The sequence below is a fragment of the Ramlibacter sp. AN1133 genome (genome assembly GCF_037890035.1).
Classification (GTDB): domain Bacteria; phylum Pseudomonadota; class Gammaproteobacteria; order Burkholderiales; family Burkholderiaceae_C; genus Ramlibacter.
Map to the genome: position 1 here is coordinate 13,786 of NZ_JBBKTQ010000025.1, position 21,524 is coordinate 35,309.

Genomic DNA, 21,524 nt, shown 5'->3' on the forward strand with positions numbered 1-21,524 from the left:
GGTGGACGTTCAGGGCGCGGGGCCGCGCAGCCTGCTCGGGGCGATCCAGGTGAAGCCCAGCGCGGTGATGCCGTCGATGGTCTTCTGGAAGTCCGCCATGCCCGGCACGCCCAGCTCCGGCTCCAGCCAGAAGGGGTGGAAGAAGAAGGAGGCGGCGCCGTCGCGGATCGTCTTCACGTACTTGGCGTTGAGGATGATGTCGTCGGCCGTGTAGTTGAAGTTGGAGGTCGGGTCGATCGTGCGGATGTCGTACTCGATGTTCCCCAGGCTCTCCGGGATCACGTACTGCCCGTAGTGGTCGCTGGCGATCGGGTACGGGAAGATCTGGCCGACGGCGAAGTCCTTGTTCTGGGCGGCGAACAGGTCCGGGTGGTCCGAGGTGAAGTACACGACGCGCTGGTAGGTCCTGGGGAACACCTGCGGCGCGGCGCGCGAGGACAGCGGCGATGCCTCGTAGTGCGGCGTCTCCCAGGCGATCGGCTTCCAGCCGATGGCAGCCATGTCCTGCAGGCCGCTGTTCAGGCGGCCCAGCGCCCAGGCGACGGAGTCCTCCTGCACCGGCTTGTTGTCCACGATGTTCCAGAACTCGAAGTCGTCGCCGCTCACGCCGGTGTGCGGGTTGCGCATGTTGCTGTACTGGTGCGTGTAGCCGTGCATCACCAGCTCGCCGCCCCGCTGGCGGGCGTAGTTCACCGCCGTGCGCAGGTTGGTGGCCTGGTTCAGGAGCACCGTCTGCGGGACCCCGCCGTTGTAGGCGCCCAGCGGATCCTCGTAGCGCGGGATCACGGCGACCGAGAAGGGAATCGCCTTGGACGAGAGGTAGTCGCTCAGGCTCTTCATGGACTGCACCGAGACCAGCGCGCCGACGTCCTCGAGCCGCACCATGGCCTTGTGATAGAACGCGTGGTTGCTGCCCATCATGTCGTGCAGCAGGTCGCAGAACACCAGGTAGCGGTCGCGCGGGCCGATGAAGCTGAAGGGCAGGTCCGCCACGTACCAGAAGTTGCCGGCGCGCGTGATGTACGGCACCGTCTTCGCCTGCTTCGGGTTGACGATGTTCACCAGCCTGGTCGCCTTGGTCGCATCGGCGATGGCGATGTGGCCGATGTCCGGATCCGCATTGATCACGTTGCGGCCGGCGTCGTACTGGTAGAACTTGACGAAGTCCAGGCCCTTGTACTTCACCGTGTCGTAGAAGCCGGGATTCGGATTCGCCGACGTGGGCTGGGCGTTCATGCCGAGCAGGTCGACGTACTGGATACCCGTTTTCGCGGTGAAGTTGTAGGCGGGATCCCAGGCCAGCTGCCAGATGTTGTACTTGAACCAGACCACCGTCTTGGCCGTGCTCGCCGCGTCGGCGAGGAAGGCGGCGGGCAGCGGGTTGTCGTACGCCGAGCCCATGTAGAAGGTGGCGGTGTAGTTCTCGACGGAACCGGCGGTGTACTGCTGAACCGGCACCACGTCCACCTGCGCCTGGAAGTGCCCGAGCAGGTTGCGCAGCATGATGGCGTAGGCGAAGCCCAGCTTGTCCCAGGGCGTGCCGCTGGTCAGGTCGTACAGCACCAGCGCCTTCGGCGGCGGCGTGGTCGTGGTGGTGGTCTGGGCCTGGGCGGCGGGCGCGCCCACCAGGCCCAGCATCCCGGCCAGGGCCGCGCAGGCGACCAGCCCCAGGAAGAATCGGCGCAGGTACTTCATGGTCGACTCCTCACTTCTTGTCTTTCTTCTGGTCCTGGCCGAAGAAGAAGGAGCTCGCGCCCCGGTCGGTCTTCTCGCGGCCCGGGCCGGTGCCCGCGCCGCCCTGCACGGCGCCGGCGGCGCCGGCGGCGCCGGAGCCCATGCCCGCGGCCGCACCCGGGCGCGTGAGCGCGGGCTGCACCGCGGCGGCGGCAGCCGGCACGCTGTCGTCGCGCGTGTAGTCCTTCTTGTTGTGCATCTTGTGGTGGTGGGCGCGCACGGCGCGCTTGCGTTCGGGCTCGCTCATGCCCGGTTCGGGACGGGCCATCTGCGAGCCGATCGGCAGCGGCGGCGGAGCCACCCTCGTCTGCGCGTGAACGGCCCCGGCGAGGCAGGCGGCGGCCATGATGGCGAGCCGGATGCGGGGGGTCTTCATGGGGGACTCTCCTCGGTGGTCAGGCCGCCACGGCGGCCGCTTCTTGCGAATGGGCCAGGCGCGCCATGACGGCCTGGGCGATGCGGCGGGCAGCCTGCCCGTCGCCGAAGGGATTCACCACCTTGCGCATCAGCTCCGCGGCCAGCGGGTCGTCCAGCAGGCGGGAGGCCTCGCGCACGATCGCGTCGCGGTTGGGGCCGACCAGGCGCGCGCAGCCGGCTTCCACCGCTTCGGGCCGCTCGGTCTCGTGCCGCAGCACCAGCGTCGGCACGCCGAAGGTGGGCGCCTCTTCCTGCAGGCCGCCGGAGTCGGTGAGCAGCAGGCAGGCATTGACCAGCGCCTGCTGCATGCCCAGGTAGTCCAGCGGCGCGGTGAGCGTCACGTTGTGCAGTCCCTGCAGGATCTCGTGGGCGGGCTTTTGCACCACGGGGTTCAGGTGCACCGGGAACAGCACGCGCTTGTCGTTGTGCAGGCGTGCGAGGTCGGCGACGGCGTGGAAGGTCTGCTCCATCTCCTCGCCCCAGTTCTCGCGCCGGTGCGCGGTGACGAGGATGTGGCCGTCGGCGGGCCTGCCCTGGCGCACGATGCCGTGGCGCGAGCAGATCCACTGCTGCGCGTCCACCACCGTGTTGCCGGTCAGCAGGATCGCATCGGAGGAGATGCCTTCGCGCAGCAGCGCCAGGCGGGCGCGGTCGGTGGGCGCCCAGTGCATCGCGGCGATGCGGCTGATCATCTGGCGCAGGCCTTCCTCGGGGAAGGGACGCTCGAGGTTGTAGGTGCGCAGGCCGGCCTCGACGTGCGCGACCGGCACGCGGCGGTAGAAGGCTGCCAGGGCACCGAGGAAGGCGCTCTCGGTGTCGCCCTGCACGATGCACAGGTCCCAGCGCTGCCTGGCGAGCAGCGCATCGAGCTGCCCGCGGCACTCGACGCTGAAGGATTCGAGCGAGGAGCCGCTGCGCTCGAGCTGCACGTCCGGCACGATGCCGAAGCAGCGCAGCATGTCGGCCGCCATCTCGCCGTGCTGGCCGGTGTGCACCCACCGCACATCCAGCTCCGGCTGCGCACGAAGGGCGTGGTACACGGGAGCCAGCTTGATGATCTCCGGCCGCGTGCCGCACACGATCGCGACGACTTTCTTCTGGTCCAACGACGCCTCCCTGCCTGCCGGAAACGACCCGGCTGTTACTTCGAAGCGGCGGACGTAACTGGATCCACGGCCCGCCTGCACGTCTGTTTACACACTGCGCATGGCGCTCGGCTGCAGTCCCTGCTCGACCTGCGAGGCGAGTTCCCGTTGTGGAAGCCTCGCGTGGACCTGTAATGTTTCAGCCCGTGTGTTTCAAACTCGAACGGGATGTTGGGTTTGTAAGGTCAGCGGCTTCGACAGTGCCACCCGCATTCGTGGGTAGGACGGTGCCTACTGCAGAGTGAGTCGTGTAAAGGGAATGACGCTGGCGCAGCGGGGGCGCCAGGGCGCGGCCCGCAACGCAAAAGAGCGGCCCTTGGCCGCTCTTGCTCTGGCCCCCGCCTGCGCGGGGATGACGCGCGATCAGAGCGGCATGATGCCGCTCTCGCCCGGGCACGCGGCCGGGCGCTGGTCGCGGGGATACGGGCAGCGATTGAGTTCGGCGGGGTCCATCCGCAGCAGCGTGGTCAGCGCGCACGCGCCCATGGAGACCAGCCAGAAGCCGAAGAAGGCCACGGTGTACACGGCCTGTCGCGACCAGCCCAGGCTGTGCCCGGACCATTGCAGTTCGAGGGGGTCCACCACGGCGAACACCATCAGTTCCAGCACGCACGCGGCCATGAAGGCGGGCCATGCGATCCACATCACGCGGGTTGCCATTCCTGTTTCTCCCTCCTCGCCCTGCCGTCGCGCCAACGTCAGGGCTGCGCCGGCGTCGCGGCGTGGTTGCGCCCCTGCAGCGCCGGCAGGTTGGCCTTGTCGCGCGCGGCCAGGGTGCGATTGATCTCGATCCCACGCCGATAATAGTCTGCCTCGACCACGGGGTCCGGACTCTTGATCGCGATCCAGGCGGTCGCGAAGCCCGCCACCACCACGGTGGCCGGGCCGGAAATCAGCAGCCACACGTGGCCGTGCTTCCACCACGGGGCGCTGTCCTGCATCTGGGGTTCGTTCGTCATCGGGGTGCTGCCTTTCGGGGCTTTCATCGGGGGACGAGGAAGACCGACTTCTCGCGCACGCGGGCATCGGCGCCGTTGTCGATCTCGAAGTGGATCGGGTGCGAACCGGAAGCGGCCGAGCCGTACGGGATCTGCAGCCGCACGGCCACCCAGCGCGACTCTGCCGGCCCGACCTCGAACACGCGCTCGGAAGCGACCGAGAGGCCCGGCAGGCCGGTGGCGTCGAGGCGGTACTGCTGCTTTTCCTCGCTGGCGTTCATGATCTGCAGCCGGTACACGTTCTCCAGCATGCCGCCGGCGACGATGCGCGAGAGCGCGGCGCGGTCGCGCACCACGTCCACCTTCAGGGGCGTGCGCATGGCGAGGCTCACCATCACGGCGCAGGTCAGCACCAGCAGGATCGAGGCGTACACCAGCACGCGCGGACGCAGGATGCGATGCAGGATCGCGTCGCGGCCGCCGCCGCTGGCCATCGCGTTCTCGGTGGAGAACCGGATGAGCCCGCGCGGGTAGTTCATCTTGTCCATCACGCCGTCGCACACGTCGATGCAGGCGCCGCAGCCGATGCACTCGTACTGCAGGCCGTTGCGGATGTCGATGCCGGTGGGGCAGACCTGCACGCACAGCGTGCAGTCCACGCAGGAGCCGAGGTTCAGCGCCTTCGGGTCCGCCTTGCGCGTGCGCGAGCCGCGCGGCTCGCCGCGGCCGGCGTCGTAGCTGACGATCAGCGTGTCCTTGTCGAACATCGCGCTCTGGAAGCGCGCGTACGGGCACATGTACTTGCACACCTGCTCGCGCATGAAGCCGGCGTTGCCGTAGGTCGCGAAGGCGTAGAAGAAGACCCAGAACACCTCCCACGAGCCCATGCGGGTCTGCAGGAATTCCATGCCGAGTTCGGTGATCGGCGTGAAGTAGCCCACGAAGGTGAAGCCGGTCCACATCGCCACCATGCCCCACAGCAGGTGCTTGAAGGACTTCTTGACGAACTTCTCGAGGTCCATGCCCGCCGCGTCGAGCCTCATGCGGGCGCCGCGGTCGCCCTCCACCTTGCGCTCGATCCACAGGAACATCTCGGTATAGACGGTCTGCGGACACGAGAAGCCGCACCACAGGCGGCCGGCGACGGCGGTGAACAGGAACAGCGACAGCGCGCTGGCCACCAGCAGCCCGGTGAGGTAGATGAAGTCCTGCGGGTAGAGGACGAAGCCGAAGATGTAGAAGCGGCGCGCCCCGAGGTCGAACAGCACCGCCTGGCGCTCGCCCCACTGCAGCCACGGCAGCCCGTAGAAGATGATCTGCGTCAGCCACACGAAGGCCCAGCGCCAGCGCGCGAACAGGCCGGTCACCGAGCGCGGGTAGAGCTTGCCTTCCGACGCGTAGAGCCCCTGGGCTTGGCCGTCTTCAGCGGCCTGTACCGGGGTGATGGGGATGACTTTCATGGCGACGATGATGCTTGTCGCTCCGCCGGCCTCACTTGACCTTGATCAGACGCAAAGAAAAAGGGGCCCCAGGGGGCCCCCGAAGGTTCCTCGACAGAAAAAAGTGCTAAGCGCGCGGCCTACTGCTTCGCGACGGCGCCGGCCGTTCCCTTGTTCGACAGGCCCCAGACGTAGCTGGCCAGCACGTGGATCTGGGCTTCGGTCAGCTTGCCTTCCTGGGCCGGCATCTGGTTGGTCTTGCCGCCGTTGACCATGTTGACGATGGCCTGCTCGCCCCAGCCGTGCAGCCAGATGTCGTCGGTGAGGTTCGGCGCGCCGACCGCCTGGCTGCCCTTGCCGTCCGCCCCGTGGCAGGCGCCGCAGGCGGCGAACTTGGCCTTTCCGAGCTGGGCGCGCACGGAGTCGTGCGGCGCCTTCGACAGGCTGAGCACGTAGTGCGCGACGTTCTTCACGTCCTCCGGCGTGCCGACGGCGGCGGCCATCGGGGGCATCATGCCGATGCGGCCCTTGGTGATCGTTTCCTTGATCTTCGCGGGCGTGCCGCCGTGCAGCCAGTCGCTGTCGGCCAGGTTCGGGAAGCCCTTGCTGCCGCGGGCGTCGGAGCCGTGGCACTGGGCGCAGTTGTTCATGAACAGGCGCTCGCCGATGGCCATGGCATTCGGGTCGCCCGCCAGTTCCTCCACCGGCCTGGCGGCGAACTTGGCGTACAGCGGCTCGAGTTCCTTGGTCGCCGTGTCCACTTCCTTGCGGTACTCGCCGGCGGTGCTCCACTTCAGGTTGCCCTCGTAGGAGCCCAGGCCCGGGTAGGCCACCAGGTACAGCAGCGAGAACACGATGGTGAGGATGAACAGGCCCACCCACCACAGCGGCAGCGGGTTGTTCATTTCCGTCAGGTCCTCGTCCCAGACGTGGCCGGTCGTGTTGTCGGTGCCGGGGGCCACCTTCTTGCGGGAGGTGAACCACAGCAGCAGCAGGCAGCCGAAGATGCCGGCCAGCGTGATGCCGGCGACGTAGACGGACCAGAAGCCGTTGGTGAAATCGCTCATGGTCTTGTTCTCTCAGTCTTGTTCGAAGGGGATCCGGCCGGCTTCCTCGAAGACGGCGCGGTTGCGGCCCGACCAGGCCCAGCCGATGATGCCGATGAAGGTGGCGAACGAGGCCACGGTGACCAGCTCGCGCAGGATGTTGATGTCCATCGTGCTGCTCCTTACTTGAGGGATCGACCCATCGACTGCAGGTAGGACACCACGGCGTCCATCTCGGTCTTGCCCTTGAGCTCGCCCGCGGCCTTGGCGATCTCATCGTCGGTGTACGGCACGCCGACGGTGCGCAGCGCCTTCATGTGGGTGGCGATCGACGAGGCGTCCGCCGCGTTCTTCTCCAGCCACGAATAGGCCGGCATGTTCGATTCCGGCACGACGTCGCGCGGGTTGTTCAGGTGGATGCGGTGCCACTCGTCCGAGTACTTGCCGCCCACGCGGTGCAGGTCCGGGCCGGTGCGCTTGGAGCCCCACTGGAACGGGTGGTCCCACACGAACTCGCCCGCCACCGAGTAGTGGCCGTAGCGCAGCGTCTCGGCGCGGAAGGGCCGGATCATCTGCGAGTGGCAGTTGTAGCAGCCTTCGCGCACGTAGATGTCGCGGCCGGCGACCTGCAGCGCGGTGAGGGGCTTCAGCCCCGCCACCGGCTCGGTCGTGGACTTCTGGAAGAACAGGGGCACGATCTCCACCAGGCCGCCGACGGCGACCACCAGCAGGATCAGCACGATCATCAGGAAGTTGCTGGTCTCGATCTTCTCGTGCGAGAAGCCGGCCGCGGGAGTTGCGTTGTCGCTCATGGTTCGCAGTCTTTCTCGTGTCAGGCGTGGGCGGCGACGGCCGGGACGTTCAGGCGCACGGCGCGGCCGTTGGCCACCGTCATCCAGGTGTTCCAGGCCATCACCAGCATGCCGGTGAGGTACAGCAGGCCGCCGGTCACGCGGATCACGTAGAAGGGATAGGTCGCCTTCACGCTCTCGACGAAGGTGTAGGTGAGCGTGCCGTCGGCATTGATGGCGCGCCACATCAGGCCCTGCATCACGCCGGCGATCCACATGGCGGCGATGTACAGCACGATGCCGATGGTGGCCGTCCAGAAGTGCAGCTCGATCGCCTTGACCGAATACATCTTCTTCTGCCCGAACAGGCGCGGGATCAGGTAGTACAGCGAGCCCATGGAGATCAGGCCCACCCAGCCCAGCGCGCCGGAGTGCACGTGGCCGATCGTCCAGTCGGTGTAGTGCGACAGCGCGTTGACCGTCTTGATGGACATCATCGGGCCCTCGAAGGTGCTCATGCCGTAGAAGGACAGGGACACGATCAGGAAGCGCAGCACCGGGTCGTCGCGCAGCTTGTGCCAGGCACCCGAGAGGGTCATGATCCCGTTGATCATGCCGCCCCAGCTGGGGGCCAGCAGGATCAGCGAGAAGATCATGCCGACCGACTGCGTCCAGTCCGGCAGCGCGGTGTAGTGCAGGTGGTGCGGGCCCGCCCACATGTACGTGAAGATCAGGGCCCAGAAGTGCACGATCGACAGGCGATAGCTGTACACCGGGCGCTCGGCCTGCTTCGGGATGAAGTAGTACATCATCCCCAGGAAGCCGGCGGTGAGGAAGAAGCCCACCGCGTTGTGGCCGTACCACCACTGCACCATCGCGTCCTGCACGCCGGCGTAGGCGGAATAGGACTTCATGGCGCCGGCCGGGATGGCGGCGCTGTTCACCAGGTGCAGCAGCGCCACGGCGATGATGAAGGCGCCGTAGAACCAGTTGGCCACGTAGATGTGGCGCACCTTGCGCACGCCGATGGTGCCGAAGAACACGATGGCGTACGACACCCACACGAAGGTGATCAGGATGTCGATCGGCCACTCCAGTTCCGCGTATTCCTTGCCCTGGGTGTAGCCCAGGGGCAGGCTGATGGCGGCGGCCACGATCACGGCCTGCCAGCCCCAGAAGGTGAAGGAGGCGAGCCTGGGCGCGAACAGCGGCACCTGCGAGGTGCGCTGCACCACCCAGTAGCTGGTGGCGAACAGCGCGCAGCCGCCGAACGCGAAGATCACCGCGTTGGTGTGCAGGGGGCGCAGGCGCCCGTAAGAGAGCCAGGGAATGCCGAGATTGAGTTCAGGCCAGGCCAGTTGGGCCGCAATGAACACGCCGACCAGCATGCCCACCACGCCCCAGACGACGGCCATCAGCGAGAACTGCCGCACGACGGTGTCGCTGTACGTGGCAGGGGCGATGGAAGCTTGTGTCATGAAGCACCTTTTTCAGATGCCCCAGAGTGTCTGGTCGGGGTAAACCCGCGCGCTTGACGAAAATCAAGCGGGCCAAAACTTGACGAGGATCAATCCCGCAGGATGCGCTCGCCCTCGGCCTCGATGCCGTCGAACTGCCCGCGCCACACGGCCCACCCGAGCGCGCCGAGGATGGCGAGGGCGAGCACGACGGACAGCGGGATGAGGATGAAGAGAACGTCCATGTGCGTATTTTCGTCGGCTGTTCGTAGGCTGGTGGTGGAGCGAAGCGTAACCCCAGCGCTTTCACGAGCGGATCCGCGCGAGCCGCGCGGCGTTCAACACGACGAACAGCGAACTCGCCGCCATCCCGAGCCCGGCGAGCCACGGCGGCATCTGCCCCGCAATCGCCAGCGGCACCGACACCGCGTTGTACAGCGCGGCCCAGAACAGGTTCTGCCGCACCACCGAGCGCGTGCGCCGCGCCTGCCGCAGGATGGCGGCCACGCCTTCGAGCTGGCCGCCCTGGATGATGAAGTCCGCGCGGGCCTGTGCCACCGGCACGGCCTCCCCGAGCGCGATGGACAGGTCGGCACGCGCGAGCACCGGGCCGTCGTTCATGCCGTCGCCCACCATGGCCACGCGCCGTCCCGCCGCCTGCAGCGCCGCGACGCGATCGAGCTTGTCCTGCGGTGACTGGCCACCGAGCGCCTTCAGCATGCCGGCGCGTGCGGCCAGGCGCTGCACGGCAGCCGGCTGGTCCCCCGAGAGCACTTCCGACTGCAGGCCCAGCCGCTTGAGGTCGGTCACCGCGCGCAGCGCGCCCGGTCGCAGCGTTTCCTCGAGGTCGAAGCTCGCGAGCCAGCCGCCCTCGTCGGCCAGGTGGACCTGCGCCATGCCGGCATGTTCGTCGCCGGCGACGCCGCAGAAGGCCGCGGAACCCAGGCGCAGCCAGCGGGGACCCGCGGGCTCGTCCGCCCTGCCCTCCACGCCGCGGCCTCCGTGTTCCTGCACGGCGCGCAGCTGCAGGCCCGCCTGCGGCGCGGCAGCCACGAGCGCGCGCGAAGCCGGATGCAGCGAATGCCGCGCCAGCGCGCCGGCGAGCGCCAGCGCTTGCTGTTCCGTCACGCCGGGGCGGGTGCGCACCGCGCGCACCGACATGCGGTCGACGGTCAGCGTGCCGGTCTTGTCGAACACCACCGTGTCGATGGTGGCCCCCGATTCCAGCGCGTCGAGCCGCTGCACCAGGATGCCGCGCCGGGCCAGCGCGCCGGCGGCGGCCAGGGTGGCGGCCGGCGTGGCGAGCGACAGGGCACACGGGCAGGTGACGATCAGCACGGCGACCGCGACGCCCAGGGCATGCCCGGGCCCCTGCGGCCACCACCACCAGGCGGCGGCCGCGGCGCCGAACAGCACGGCGACGAGGAAGGGCGAGGCGAAGCGGTCCGCCAGGCGGGCGATGGCGGGCTTGTCCACCGAGGCCCGCTCCATCAGCGCGACGATCTGGCCGTAGCGCGTGGCATCGCCGGTGCGCTCCACGAGGACCACGACGGTGCCGCTGAGGTTCGCACTCCCCGCGATCACGGCTTGGCCGGCGTGGCGCGGGACGGGCGTCGATTCGCCGGTGAGCAGCGCTTCGTCGACCTGCGTCTCGCCGTCGACGATGCGGCCGTCGGCGGGAAACACCTCCCCGGCCTGCAGGCGGATGCGGTCGCCGGCCTGCAGCCGCCGCACGGGAATGCGCCCGGTGCTGCCGTCGGCCGCCACCCGCTCCACCGTCTCGGGCAGGCGGCGCGCCAGCGCCTCCAGCGCGCCGGCCGTGCGATCGCGCAGCCGCTGTTCCAGCAGGCGGCCGGACAGCAGGAAGAAGACGAACATCGTGACCGAGTCGTACCAGACCTCGCCGCCCATGGGGCCGCGCGGGTCGAAGGTGGCCGCGGTGCTGGCGCCGAAGGCGATCAGGATGCCGATGGACACGGGCACGTCCATGCCCGCGCGGCCGTGGCGCACATCGCGCCAGGCGGAAGAAAAGAAGGGGCGGCAGGAAAACAGCAGCACGGGCAGCGTGAGCAGCCAGGCCGCCCACCGCAGCAGCGCGGCGACGTCGGGCGTGATGTCCCCGGGCCCCGCGACGTACGCCGGCACCGCGTACATCATCACCTGCATCATGCAGAAGCCGGCCACGAGCCAGCGCCACAGCATCATGCGCTGCGCGTGCCGGCGGGGCACCGCGGCGAGCTGGTCGGACGCCGGCAGGCCGCGGTAGCCGGCGAGCTGCAGCGCCTGCAGCCATTGCGACGGGCGGCCCTGGCCGGCCGCCCACACGATGCGCGCGGTGGCCGTGGCGCCGTTCACCTGCACGTCCTCCACGCCCGGCAGGGGCTTCAGGGCGTTCTCGATCGTGAGCGAGCAGCCGGGGCAATACATGCCTTCGACGGCGAGGTAGGACTCCCAGGCGTCCTCGCGGCCCTTCAGCGGGCGGCTGAACGATTCCCACTCGGCCCGGTCGTCGATCGCCGGGGCCGCCTCGCCGGCGCCCGGCCGCGCGCCGCCCGCGGGCGCGGCGACGGGCATCGGAGGCGGGAGGGCGGCAGCTTGCATGCGACAAGACTAAGGTTGCGGGGTCGCCCGCCGGTTGACGCACGTCAAGCGGCACCGGCCCCCGCCGCCTAAGCTGAACCTCACCAGAACCAGGAGAACGGGAGCAGCGCATGTACCAACGCATCCTCGTACCCACCGACGGCTCCGCGCTGTCGAAGAAGGCCGTGAAAAGTGCCGTGGAGCTCGCCGCCTCCGTCGGCGCCGAAGTCATCGCCCTGAACGTCGTGCCGCGCTACCCGCGCTCCTACTTCGAAGGCGGCCTGGCGGTCAGCACCGCGGAAGTCGCCCGGGTGGAAAAGCAATGGACCGAGCACGGCCAGGCGCTCGCGGAAGAAGTGGGCAAGGCGGCCGAAAAGGCCGGCGTGAAGGCCCGCGCGATCACCGTGCGCTCCGACCTCGTCGCCGAGGCGATCCTCGCCGCGGCGCGCAAGAACAGGTGCGACCTGGTGGTGATGGCCTCGCACGGCCGCAAGGGCATCAAGCGCCTGCTGCTGGGCAGCGAGACGCAGCACGTCCTGACCCATGGCAACATACCGGTGCTGGTCCTGCGCTGACCGGCACCCATCCGGGCGAAGAACAAGACGCAAGAGAACGAAGCATGAAGATCCTCCTCGCTGCCGACGGCAGCAGCTATACGAAGAAGGCGCTGGCCTTCCTGGTGACCAACCAGGAGTTCGCCGGCGGCGACGGCCAGGTGGTCGTGGTGAACGTGCAGCCGGCGATGCCGCCGCGCGTCAAGAGCATGGTCGGCGCCTCCGCCGTGCAGGACTACCACCGCGAAGAGGCCGAGAAGGTCCTCAAGCCGATCGAGAAGTTCCTGCAGCGGCATGGGATCGCCTACACCACGCGGTGGGCCGTCGGCAACCCCGGCATCGAGATCGTCAAGGCCGCCAACAAGGAAAAGGCGCAGATGATCGTGATGGGCACCCACGGCCACGGCATCCTGGGGCGCGCCATCCTGGGCAGCGTCGCCCAGAACGTGCTCACCCAGATCGAGATCCCGGTCCTGCTCGTGAAGTGAGGGCCCCTGCCGTGCCTTGACCACCGTCAAGGCGCGGGTGCCGGCGACACCTAAGCTGGCAGCGTGAAGCTGCCTCCGACCCTCACCGCCAGGCTGGTCGCCACCGGGACGGCGCTGCTGCTGCTGGCGCTGGTGTCCATCAGCCTGACGCTGTGGGTCACCTGGAACATGCAGGGCGGCGCCGCGGCCGTGAACGAGGCCGGCCGCATGCGCATGCAGACCTACCGGCTCGCGCTGGTGCTGCACACCGGCGGCAGCGGCGAGGAGGCGCGCGCGCTGGCCCGCGGCTTCGACGAGAGCCTCGCGCTGCTGCAGGCAGGCGACCCGTCGCGGCCCCTGTTCGTGCCCTGGTCGCCGGAATCGCGCGCGCGCTTCGCCGAGGTGCGCAGCCGCTGGCAGGCGCTGCGCGCACGCTGGCTGGACGACACGCCCGACCCGGACCTGGTGCAGGAGAGCGCCGGCTTCGTCGTCCTGGTGGACGGCTTCGTCGCCGCCATCGAGACGCAGATCTCCCGCTGGACCACCGTGCTGCAGATGTTCCAGCTCGCCCTGGTGGGCCTGGCCATCGGCAGCGCGGTGCTGATGTTCTATTCCGGCTACGTCTTCGTACTGCGGCCGCTCGCGCGCCTGAAGAAGGGCCTGGCCGCGGTGCAGGCGGGCGAGCTGCGCACCCGCGTCGAGGTGGACAGCGGCGACGAGTTCGGCGAGCTCGCGGCCGGCTTCAACGACATGACCGGCACCCTGCAGTCGCTGTACCTGGACCTGGAGGAGAAGGTGCGCGAGAAGACGCGCCGCGTGGAGCACGAACGGCAGCGGCTGGCCGACCTGTACGAGGTCAGCGCCTTCGTGGCCGAGGCGCCCACGCTCGATGCGCTGGCCCGGGGTTTCGCCGGGCACGTGCGGCGCATCGCGCGCGCCGACGCCTCCGCGGTGCGCCTGTGCGCGCAGGATCCGGGGCGCTTCGTGCTGGTCGCGCACGAGTTGCTGCCCGAGGACCTCGCCGCCGCGAACTCCTGCATCGAATCCGGGGCCTGCCACTGCGGCGAGGTGACGGTGCAGTCGCAGACCCGCGTGATCCCCATCGCCACCACGCAGCGCCCCACGCTGGGCTACTGCGCGCGCGCCGGCTTCACCACCGTCATCTCGGTGCCGGTGCGCCTGCACGAGCGCCTGCTGGGCGAGGTCAACCTGTTCTACCGCGGGCCGGTCGACCTGTCCACGGAAGACCGCGAGCTGCTCGACGCCCTGGCCAGCCACTTCGCCAGCGCGCTGGAAAGCCAGCGCGCTGCGGCCCTCGAACGCGAGGCGGCGGTCGCCGAGGAGCGCGGCCTGCTCGCCCGCGAGCTGCACGACTCGATCGCGCAGGCGCTGCTGTTCATGAAGATGCAGGTGGGCCTGGCGCGCCAGGCGTCCCAGCGCGGCGACCACGCGGCCGTGGAGCGCGGCATCGCGGAGCTGGAGACCGGCGTGCGCGACTGCTACGCCGACGTGCGCGAGCTGCTGCTGCACTTCCGCACCCGCACGAGCGAGCAGGACATCGAGCCGGCGCTGCGCACCACGCTGCAGAAGTTCGAACACCAGACCGGCCTGCCGGCGCAGCTCGCCATGCAGGGCCACGGCGTGCCGCTGGCGCCCGACGTGCAGGTGCAGGTGCTGCACATCCTGCAGGAAGCCTTGTCCAACGTGCGCAAGCACGCCCGCGCGCGCCACGTGGAGCTGCGCGTGCAGCCGGCGCCGCACTGGCGCTTCGAGGTGCACGACGACGGCGCCGGCTTCGACCCGCAGCGCCCCGGCTCGGACGCCACGCACGTGGGCTTGCGGATCATGCAGGAGCGGGCCCTGCGCATCGGCGCGCGCGTGCAGGTGTGCAGCGCCCCCGGCGCGGGCTGCACCGTGATCCTGGAGTTGCCCGCCACCGGGCCGGCCGCCGTCGCGGCGCCGGCCGCGGCGGCGCTGGCCTGAAAAGGAGTATGAGATGGCACCCGTTCGCCTCCTCGTCGTCGACGACCACACCCTGTTCCGCCGCGGCCTCGTCGCCCTGCTCGCGGCCGATTCCACGCTGGAGGTCGTCGGGGAGGCAGCGGACGGGGTGGAGGCGGTGCGCCGGGCGCGCGCCCTGCAGCCGGACCTGGTGCTGCTGGACAACCACCTGCCCGGCGCCACCGGCATCCAGGCGCTCGCGGAGCTGCGCGACGCCGCGCCGCTGGCCAAGATCGTGCTGCTGACGGTGAGCGAGGACGACCAGGACCTGCAGGCGGCGCTGCGCGCCGGGGCCAACGGCTACCTCCTCAAGACCATCGAGGGCGACGTGCTGGTGCAGGCCATCCACCGCGTCATGCGGGGCGAGCCGGTGATCAGCCCCGAGCTGATGACGCGGCTGGTGGCCGCGCTGCAGGCGTCCGGCGGCCATGCGCTGGCCGCCCTGCCGGCGGAGCCGCATCCGGAAGGCGCCGCGCAGCTGTCCCCGCGCGAGCAGGAGGTGCTGCAGCAGATCGCCCGCGGCGCGAGCAACAAGGAGATCGCCCGCACCCTGCAGATCGCCGAAACCACGGTGAAGATCCACGTGCAGCACATCCTGCGCAAGCTGGGGGTGAGCTCGCGGGTGCAGGCGGCGGTGATGGCCACGGGCGGCGGCAACAGCCGGTTCTGAGGATTTCCTCCCTCCCCGGGAGGGGGATGGGAGCAGGACTCAAAGGTGTATTTGAAAAGCACCTTTGACTCAGATCAATTCCCCGGGGATCGAGCTCCGCGATATTAGGTGCATCCCAAATGCACCTTATCTCGCAAGGAGCCGCCATGACCCAGACCGCAGTCCGCATCGACGCCCAGGCCATCCCGCCGCATTCGCGGCACGCCACGATCTTCGCCACCTTCGCCGAACTGGCCCCCGGCCAGGCGATGGAGCTGGTGAACAACCACGATCCGCGCCCGCTGTTCTTCCAGTTCCAGAACTTCGTCCCCGGCCAGTTCGACTGGAGCTACCTCGAGCAGGGCCCGGAAACCTGGCGCGTCGCCATCAGGCGCACCCAGGCCGGCAGTGCCTATGACGGCGGCAGCAGCTGCTGCGGCGGCGGCTGCGGCGGCTGAACCCACGACCACGAAGAGGAGAGGAACAACCCATGAAACACACCACCACCCTGTGGCGCTGGCTGGCACTGATTTTCGTGCTGTCCTTCGGCGCGCTCGGCTACCTGGGCTACCAGATCTACCTGACGGCGCCCCCCATCCCCAAGTCCGTCGTCAGCACCGACGGCCAGGTCCTGTTCACCGGTGAACAGGTCCAGCGCGGCCAGCAGGTCTGGCTCGCCGCCGGCGGCCAGCAGCAAGGCTCCGTCTGGGGCCACGGCGCCTACGTCGCGCCCGACTGGTCGGCCGACTGGCTGCACCGCGAGGCCGTGGCGCTGCAGACCCTGCGCACCAAGGCGATCGCCGGCGACGCCTCCGCCCTGACCGCCGCCGAGCGCGGTGCCGTCGCAGGCGCCCTGAAGGAGGAAATGCGCAAGAACACGTATGACGCCGCCACCGGCACCGTCACCGTGTCGCCGCAGCGCGCCCAGGCGATCCGCCAGGTCGCGGACCACTACTCCTCGCTGTTCGGCAACGACCAGTCCTTCGCCAAGCTGCGCGAGCAGTACGCCATGGTGGAGAACAACGTTCCCGCCAAGGCCGACCGCCAGGCGCTGACCGCGTTCTTCTTCTGGAGCGCCTGGGCCGCCGCCACCGACCGCCCGAACGATCCCGGCATCTCGTACACCAGCAACTGGCCGCACGAGCCGCTGGTGGGCAACACGATGACGACTTCCGCCGCGATGTGGTCGATGGTCTCGATCATCCTGCTGCTGGCCGGCATCGCCGCCATGCTGTGGCTGCACGGCGCCGGCAAGCACGAGGAAGAAGCCGTCCCGCCCAAGGCCGACCCCCTGCTGGGCGCCAAGGCCACGGCTTCCATGAAGGCCACCCGCAAGTACTTCTTCGTCGTCGTCGGCCTGCTGCTGCTGCAGATCGCCATGGGCGCCATCACCGCGCACTACGCCGTCGAAGGCACCGCGTTCTTCGGGCTGCCGCTGTCCGAAGTGCTGCCGTACGTGACCAGCCGCACGATCCACACCCAGGTCGGCATCTTCTGGATCGCCACCGCGTGGCTCGCCACCGGCCTGTACATCGCACCGCTGCTGGGAGGCAAGGAGCCGAAGTTCCAGAAGCTGGGCGTCGACTTCCTGTTCTACGCACTGCTCCTGATCGTGGTGGGTTCCACCGCCTTCGGGTGGCTGGGCAGCCTGCAGCGCGCCGGCACCGACTTCTCCTTCTGGATCGGCAACCAGGGCCTGGAGTTCACCTCCATGGGCCGGGTGTGGCAGTACCTGCTGTTCATCGGCCTGATCCTGTGGGCCGTGCTCCTGGGCCGCGCCCTGTGGCCCGCCCTGAAGACGCCTTCCGAAAGCCGCGGCCTGATCGCCATGGTGTTCCTGTCGGCCACCTGCATCGGCGGCTTCTACGCGACCTCCCTCACCTGGGGCCAGACCACCCACTACTCGATGGTGGAGTACTGGAGGTGGTGGCTGGTGCACCTGTGGGTGGAAGGCTTCTTCGAAGTGTTCGCCACCGCGGTCATCGCGCTGATCTTCACCAAGCTGGGCCTGGTGCGCGCTTCCAGCGCCAACCGTGCCATCGTCGCCGAGACCATCGTCTTCCTGTTCGGCGGCATCCTGGGCACCCTGCACCACCTGTACTGGACCGGCACGCCGGTGTCCGTGATCGCCGTCGGCTCGGTGTTCTCCGCGCTGGAAGTGGTGCCGCTCACGCTGATCGGCCTGGAAGCCCTGCAGACCTGGAGGCGTTCGCAAGGCACGCCCTGGCTGGCCGCCTACAAGTGGCCCGTGCTGTGCTTCGTCGCGGTGGGCTTCTGGAACACCGTCGGCGCCGGCCTCCTGGGCTTCGCGATCAACCCGCCGGCCTCGCTGTACTACGTGCAGGGCCTGAACATGACCGCCGCCCACGGCCACGCCGCCCTCTTCGGTGTGTACGGCATGCTGGGCATCGGCCTGATGCTGTTCTGCCTGCGCGGCCTGTATGCCCGCAACCTGCACGCCGACGGCCTGCTCAAGCCCGCCTACTGGGGCCTGAACATCGGCCTGGCCATGATGGTGTTCCTGTCGCTGCTGCCCGCCGGCATCTACCAGGCGTACGCCGCGATCACCAAGGGCCTGTGGTTCGCCCGCTCCGCGGAAGTGATCCACTCCCCGGTGATGGAAACCCTGGTGTGGCTGCGCGTGCCGGGTGACATCGTGTTCTCCGTCGGTGCCGTGCTGCTGGCGGTCTATGCCGTCAAGCTGCTGCGACGCGGACATTCACCGCAGATGGCGCCGGCTGGCGACATCGCGGCCGCCGCGAGGTAAGCTGTGAAGGGCCGGCGCAAGCCGGCCTTCGACCTTTCTGGGGAACGCATGCGGCTCACCACCTTCACCGACTACAGCCTGCGCGTGCTGATCTACCTGGCGGCGCAGCCCGCCGAGCGCGCCACCATCGCACAGGTGGCCGCCTCCTTCCAGGTCTCGGAGAACCACCTGGTCAAGGTGGTGCACTTCCTCGGCAAGCAGGGCTGGCTGACCAACGTGCGCGGCAAGGGCGGCGGCCTCGAACTGGGCATGCCGCCCGAGGCGATCATCGTCGGCCGCGTGGTCCGCGAAACGGAGGGCCTGTCGCAGCTGGCCGAATGCTTCGGCGACACCGACGGCGACTGCGCCATCGCCCCGAACTGCCGCCTGCGCGGCGTGCTGGGCGAGGCGATCAAGGCCTTCTACGGGGTGCTGGACCACTACACCCTGGCCGACCTGGTGAACAACCGCCAGCAGCTCGCGCAGATCCTGTTCCATCCGGCGGCCGATGCGGGCGCCAAGGCGCGCCGCGCGAGGGCCGTGTCATGAGCGACACCCCCGACGAGACGCGCTTCCTGTACAGCGGCCCGCAGGAACTGCTGCCCACCCTGGTCGATGCGCTGGAGCGCGTGGTCGACCCGGAAGTGGCGCTCAACATCGTCGACGTCGGCCTCGTGTACGGCGTCGTCGTCAAGGACAACCGCATCGACGTGAACGTCACCATGACCTCGGCGGCCTGCCCGGTCACGGACGTGATCGTCGACGACATCGAAACCCAGCTCGATCGGGCCCTGCCGCCCGACATGCTGATCCACGTGGAGCTCGTCTGGGAACCGCCATGGACGCCCGAACGCATGAGCGACCAGGCCCGCGGCTTCATGGGCTGGTGAACCCGCGCGTCGCCATCGGCGGCACGCTGCTCGCCTGCGTCGCCGCATCCCTGCTCGCCGGCATCGCCGGCGGCCTGCTGCGCGTGGGCATCGCCCTCCCCATCGCGGCGGACGCGCCCTGGCTGACCCGCGCCGCGCTCTCGCATGCGGCGCTCATGATGTGCGGCTTCCTGGGCACGGTCATCTCGATCGAACGGGCCGTGGCCTTCAAGCATCCGGCCGCCTGGATCACCCCCTTCGCGGCCGGCGCGGGCGGCCTCGCCGTGCTGGCCGACGCGAGCACGCTCGCCGCGCTCCTCTTCGTGCTCGCCGCGGGCGCCTTCGTGATCGTCAACGTGCTGCTGCTGCGGCGCCAGCCCGCCGCGCACACCGCGCTGCTGGTGGCCAGCGCCGTGGCCTGGTTGACCGGCAACGTGCTGCTGGCCGTGGGCGCCAACAGCAGCACCGTGCTGCCCTGGTGGTTCGCCTTCCTCGTCGTGACCATCGCGGCGGAACGCCTGGAGATGACGCGCCTGATGCGCCGCCGCCCGGGCGCGCAGCTCACGCTGCACCTGGTGCTGGCCGCGCTGGCCTGGGGCGCCGCCATGTCGGCGCTGATGCCGCGCGTCGGCGGCGTGCTGTTCGGCGCCGCGCTGTGCGGGCTGGCCGCCTGGCTGCTCACCTTCGACATCGCGCGCCGCACGGTGAAGGCCGAAGGGCTTTCGCGCTACATGGCGGTGTGCCTCCTGAGCGGCTACGTGTGGCTGGCCATCGGCGGCGTGGCCTGGGGCGCGTCGGCGCTCGGCCTGCCGGCCCGCGACAGCGCGCTGCATGCGCTGGGGCTGGGCTTCATCGTCAGCATGATCATGGGCCACGCCCCGGTGATCCTGCCAGCCGTGGCCCGCGTGAAGCTGCAGTTCGGCAACTTCTTCTACCTGCCGCTCGTGCTGCTGCACCTGTCGCTCGCCGTGCGGCTGGGCGCGGGCGCCATGAGTTTCCAGTGGCGCGCGCAGGGCGCCCTCTTCAACGCACTTGCCATCGCGCTGTTCGCCGCCACCGCGGTGGGCGCAGCGCTGGCCTGGCGGCAGCGGCACGGGCCGCGCCGCATTTCCGACGAAAGACCATGAGCACCATCTTCCGCATCGAGGAACCGCCCGCGCACGCTGCGCCGCGCGGCTTCGCCCTCTGGCAACTGGGCTTCCGCCCCTTCTACCTGCTGGCCAGCGCGTTCGCGGCGGTCTCCATCCTGCTGTGGGCCCTGCAGTTCACGGGCCACCTGTCGGCGCCCTACCTGCCCGGTGCGCTGTGGCATGCGCACGAGATGCTGTTCGGCTTCGCGCTGGCGGTGATCGTCGGCTTCCTGTTCACGGCGGGACGCAACTGGAGCGGCCGGCCGACCCCCACGGGGCGCACGCTCGCGGCGATCGCGCTGCTGTGGCTCGCAGGGCGCGTGCTGGTCCTCACGCCCTATGGCTGGCTGGCGGCGCTGGCCAACACCGCCTTCCCGCTGGTCGCGGCGATCGCGCTGGGAATCCCCTTCTACCGGGCCAGGAACCGCCGCAACTACTTCTTCGTCGGCCTGCTGCTGCTCCTGTCCGCGGCCACGCTGTGCGTGCACCTGAACCAGCTCGGGGTGGTCGCCCTGCCCGCCTGGGCCGGCATCCAGATCGGGCTCGATGCGGTGCTGTTCATCCTGTGCGTGATGGGCGGTCGCGTGATCCCCATGTTCACCATCAACGGCGTGCCGGGGGCGCGCTCGCTGCGGCACCCGCGCCTCGAGCCGGTGGCGCTGGGCTCCATCGTGGCGCTGCTGGCGGCGGATGCGCTGCATGCCCCGCTGTGGCTGGTGGGCGCGATCGCGGCCTTCGCCGGCGTCGCGCACCTGGCGCGCTGGATCCTGTGGCAGCCGTGGGTCACGCTGCGCACGCCCATCGTGTGGGTGCTGCACCTCGCCTACGCCTGGATTCCCGTGCACCTCGCGTTCCGCGCGCTCAACGCCTTCGGCTGGATCGCGCCTTCGGCCGCCGTGCACGCCCTCACGGTCGGCGCCGTCGGCGGACTGATCATCGGCATGGTGACGCGCACCGCGCGCGGCCACACCGCCCGGCCGCTGCGTGCCGACTGGCGCGACGTCACCTGCTACGTGCTGGTGGCCGCCGCCGCCTTCGTGCGGGTGCTGGCGCCGCTCGTGGTGCCCGCGCACCTGATGGAGGCGGTGCTGTGTTCCGCCGTCCTGTGGTCGGCCGGCTTCGCGCTGTACTTCGTGAGCTACTGGAACGTGCTCACGCGCCCGCGGCTGGACGGCCAGCCGGGGTGATGCGCATGCGTTGAATTCCGTTTTCCAAGCCCTTGCCCGCATGGTTCGCCCTGCGGGATTTTTTTTGGCTCTTCACCGATTTCCCCGCAGACCAAAGGAAGGGCGGCCGGTGGTGATCACGGTTCGCCGGTTGCCTTCGACCCGGACCAGGACGTGACCGTCCGCCTCGGCGACTGTCCCCCGGCGCGGATGAGAACCGTTGCCCGTGCTGGCGCCGCGCCCGCGCCTCCTCCTTGATGTCGCCGAGTCGGACGGTCACGCCCTGGTCCTCCCCCGCGCGGGTGCGAGCGCAGCGTCCATCCGTGAGCGAGCTTCGAGCGTCGGCGACGGCGCCAACCGAAGCCACACCCTTTCGGTCCGCGCGCTGCAGGACC

General features: G+C 69.5%; 22 protein-coding genes. 10 read left to right on the forward strand and 12 right to left on the reverse strand.

Annotation, left to right across the window (positions count from 1 at the left end; translation table 11 throughout):
• Positions 1-9 precede the first annotated feature (9 nt).
• From WG923_RS24895 to WG923_RS24950, 12 genes are all read right to left on the reverse strand, one after another.
• On the reverse strand, positions 10-1,695 hold the full coding sequence (locus tag WG923_RS24895) for a DUF2334 domain-containing protein (protein WP_340353708.1): 1,686 nt from the start codon (positions 1,693-1,695) through the stop codon (positions 10-12).
• A gap of 10 nt (positions 1,696-1,705) precedes the next feature.
• Positions 1,706-2,110, reverse strand: a complete 405-nt coding sequence (locus WG923_RS24900) for a hypothetical protein (protein ID WP_340353709.1) — start codon at positions 2,108-2,110, stop codon at positions 1,706-1,708.
• A gap of 19 nt (positions 2,111-2,129) precedes the next feature.
• Positions 2,130-3,257 carry a non-hydrolyzing UDP-N-acetylglucosamine 2-epimerase gene (gene wecB / locus WG923_RS24905; RefSeq protein WP_340353710.1) on the reverse strand — a complete coding sequence of 376 codons (1,128 nt, stop codon included), beginning with the start codon at positions 3,255-3,257 and terminating at the stop codon, positions 2,130-2,132.
• Positions 3,258-3,659: 402 nt separating this feature from the next.
• Positions 3,660-3,956, reverse strand: a complete 297-nt coding sequence (locus WG923_RS24910) for a hypothetical protein (protein WP_340353711.1) — start codon at positions 3,954-3,956, stop codon at positions 3,660-3,662.
• 38 nt (positions 3,957-3,994) lie between these two features.
• Positions 3,995-4,255, reverse strand: coding sequence for a FixH family protein (locus tag WG923_RS24915; RefSeq protein ID WP_340353712.1), 261 nt, complete (start codon positions 4,253-4,255; stop codon positions 3,995-3,997).
• Between the two features lie 23 nt (positions 4,256-4,278).
• Complete coding sequence (gene ccoG / locus WG923_RS24920) at positions 4,279-5,694, reverse strand: cytochrome c oxidase accessory protein CcoG (protein ID WP_340353713.1); 1,416 nt, start codon at positions 5,692-5,694, stop codon at positions 4,279-4,281.
• A gap of 119 nt (positions 5,695-5,813) precedes the next feature.
• Complete coding sequence (ccoP, locus tag WG923_RS24925) at positions 5,814-6,740, reverse strand: cytochrome-c oxidase, cbb3-type subunit III (RefSeq protein ID WP_340353714.1); 927 nt, start codon at positions 6,738-6,740, stop codon at positions 5,814-5,816.
• Positions 6,741-6,752: 12 nt separating this feature from the next.
• Positions 6,753-6,890, reverse strand: a complete 138-nt coding sequence (locus tag WG923_RS24930; RefSeq protein ID WP_340353715.1) for a cbb3-type cytochrome oxidase subunit 3 — start codon at positions 6,888-6,890, stop codon at positions 6,753-6,755.
• A gap of 11 nt (positions 6,891-6,901) precedes the next feature.
• Positions 6,902-7,531: a cytochrome-c oxidase, cbb3-type subunit II gene (gene ccoO / locus WG923_RS24935; protein ID WP_340353716.1), complete on the reverse strand. Its 630-nt coding sequence runs from the start codon at positions 7,529-7,531 to the stop codon at positions 6,902-6,904.
• Positions 7,532-7,551: 20 nt separating this feature from the next.
• A complete protein-coding gene (ccoN, locus tag WG923_RS24940) occupies positions 7,552-8,988 on the reverse strand; it encodes a cytochrome-c oxidase, cbb3-type subunit I (RefSeq protein ID WP_340353717.1) in 1,437 nt (478 codons plus the stop codon).
• Between the two features lie 89 nt (positions 8,989-9,077).
• Positions 9,078-9,212 carry a cbb3-type cytochrome oxidase assembly protein CcoS gene (gene ccoS, locus WG923_RS24945; protein ID WP_340353718.1) on the reverse strand — a complete coding sequence of 45 codons (135 nt, stop codon included), beginning with the start codon at positions 9,210-9,212 and terminating at the stop codon, positions 9,078-9,080.
• Positions 9,213-9,273: 61 nt separating this feature from the next.
• Positions 9,274-11,568 (reverse strand): heavy metal translocating P-type ATPase, encoded by a 2,295-nt coding sequence (locus WG923_RS24950; protein ID WP_340353719.1) that lies wholly within the window; start codon positions 11,566-11,568, stop codon positions 9,274-9,276.
• A gap of 110 nt (positions 11,569-11,678) precedes the next feature.
• Between WG923_RS24950 and WG923_RS24955 the strand changes: the two genes are divergently transcribed.
• The 10 genes from WG923_RS24955 to WG923_RS25000 all read left to right on the forward strand — a co-directional run bounded on the left by WG923_RS24955 (position 11,679) and on the right by WG923_RS25000 (position 21,150).
• Positions 11,679-12,122, forward strand: coding sequence for a universal stress protein (locus WG923_RS24955; protein ID WP_340353720.1), 444 nt, complete (start codon positions 11,679-11,681; stop codon positions 12,120-12,122).
• 44 nt (positions 12,123-12,166) lie between these two features.
• Positions 12,167-12,589, forward strand: a complete 423-nt coding sequence (locus WG923_RS24960) for a universal stress protein (protein WP_340353721.1) — start codon at positions 12,167-12,169, stop codon at positions 12,587-12,589.
• 63 nt (positions 12,590-12,652) lie between these two features.
• A complete protein-coding gene (locus tag WG923_RS24965) occupies positions 12,653-14,551 on the forward strand; it encodes a type IV pili methyl-accepting chemotaxis transducer N-terminal domain-containing protein (RefSeq protein WP_340353722.1) in 1,899 nt (632 codons plus the stop codon).
• 13 nt (positions 14,552-14,564) lie between these two features.
• Positions 14,565-15,239: a response regulator transcription factor gene (locus tag WG923_RS24970; RefSeq protein ID WP_340353723.1), complete on the forward strand. Its 675-nt coding sequence runs from the start codon at positions 14,565-14,567 to the stop codon at positions 15,237-15,239.
• Positions 15,240-15,385: 146 nt separating this feature from the next.
• Positions 15,386-15,676 (forward strand): DUF2249 domain-containing protein, encoded by a 291-nt coding sequence (locus tag WG923_RS24975; RefSeq protein ID WP_340353724.1) that lies wholly within the window; start codon positions 15,386-15,388, stop codon positions 15,674-15,676.
• 32 nt (positions 15,677-15,708) lie between these two features.
• Positions 15,709-17,985, forward strand: a complete 2,277-nt coding sequence (locus WG923_RS24980; RefSeq protein WP_340353725.1) for a nitric-oxide reductase large subunit — start codon at positions 15,709-15,711, stop codon at positions 17,983-17,985.
• A gap of 48 nt (positions 17,986-18,033) precedes the next feature.
• On the forward strand, positions 18,034-18,513 hold the full coding sequence (locus WG923_RS24985; protein WP_340353726.1) for an Rrf2 family transcriptional regulator: 480 nt from the start codon (positions 18,034-18,036) through the stop codon (positions 18,511-18,513).
• On the forward strand, positions 18,510-18,854 hold the full coding sequence (locus WG923_RS24990) for a metal-sulfur cluster assembly factor (protein ID WP_340353727.1): 345 nt from the start codon (positions 18,510-18,512) through the stop codon (positions 18,852-18,854). The genes WG923_RS24985 and WG923_RS24990 overlap by 4 nt, the downstream gene beginning before the upstream one ends.
• Positions 18,851-19,960, forward strand: a complete 1,110-nt coding sequence (locus WG923_RS24995; protein WP_340353728.1) for a hypothetical protein — start codon at positions 18,851-18,853, stop codon at positions 19,958-19,960. Before WG923_RS24990 ends, WG923_RS24995 begins: the two co-directional genes overlap by 4 nt.
• Positions 19,957-21,150, forward strand: coding sequence for an NnrS family protein (locus WG923_RS25000; RefSeq protein WP_340353729.1), 1,194 nt, complete (start codon positions 19,957-19,959; stop codon positions 21,148-21,150). The genes WG923_RS24995 and WG923_RS25000 overlap by 4 nt, the downstream gene beginning before the upstream one ends.
• Positions 21,151-21,524 lie beyond the last annotated feature (374 nt).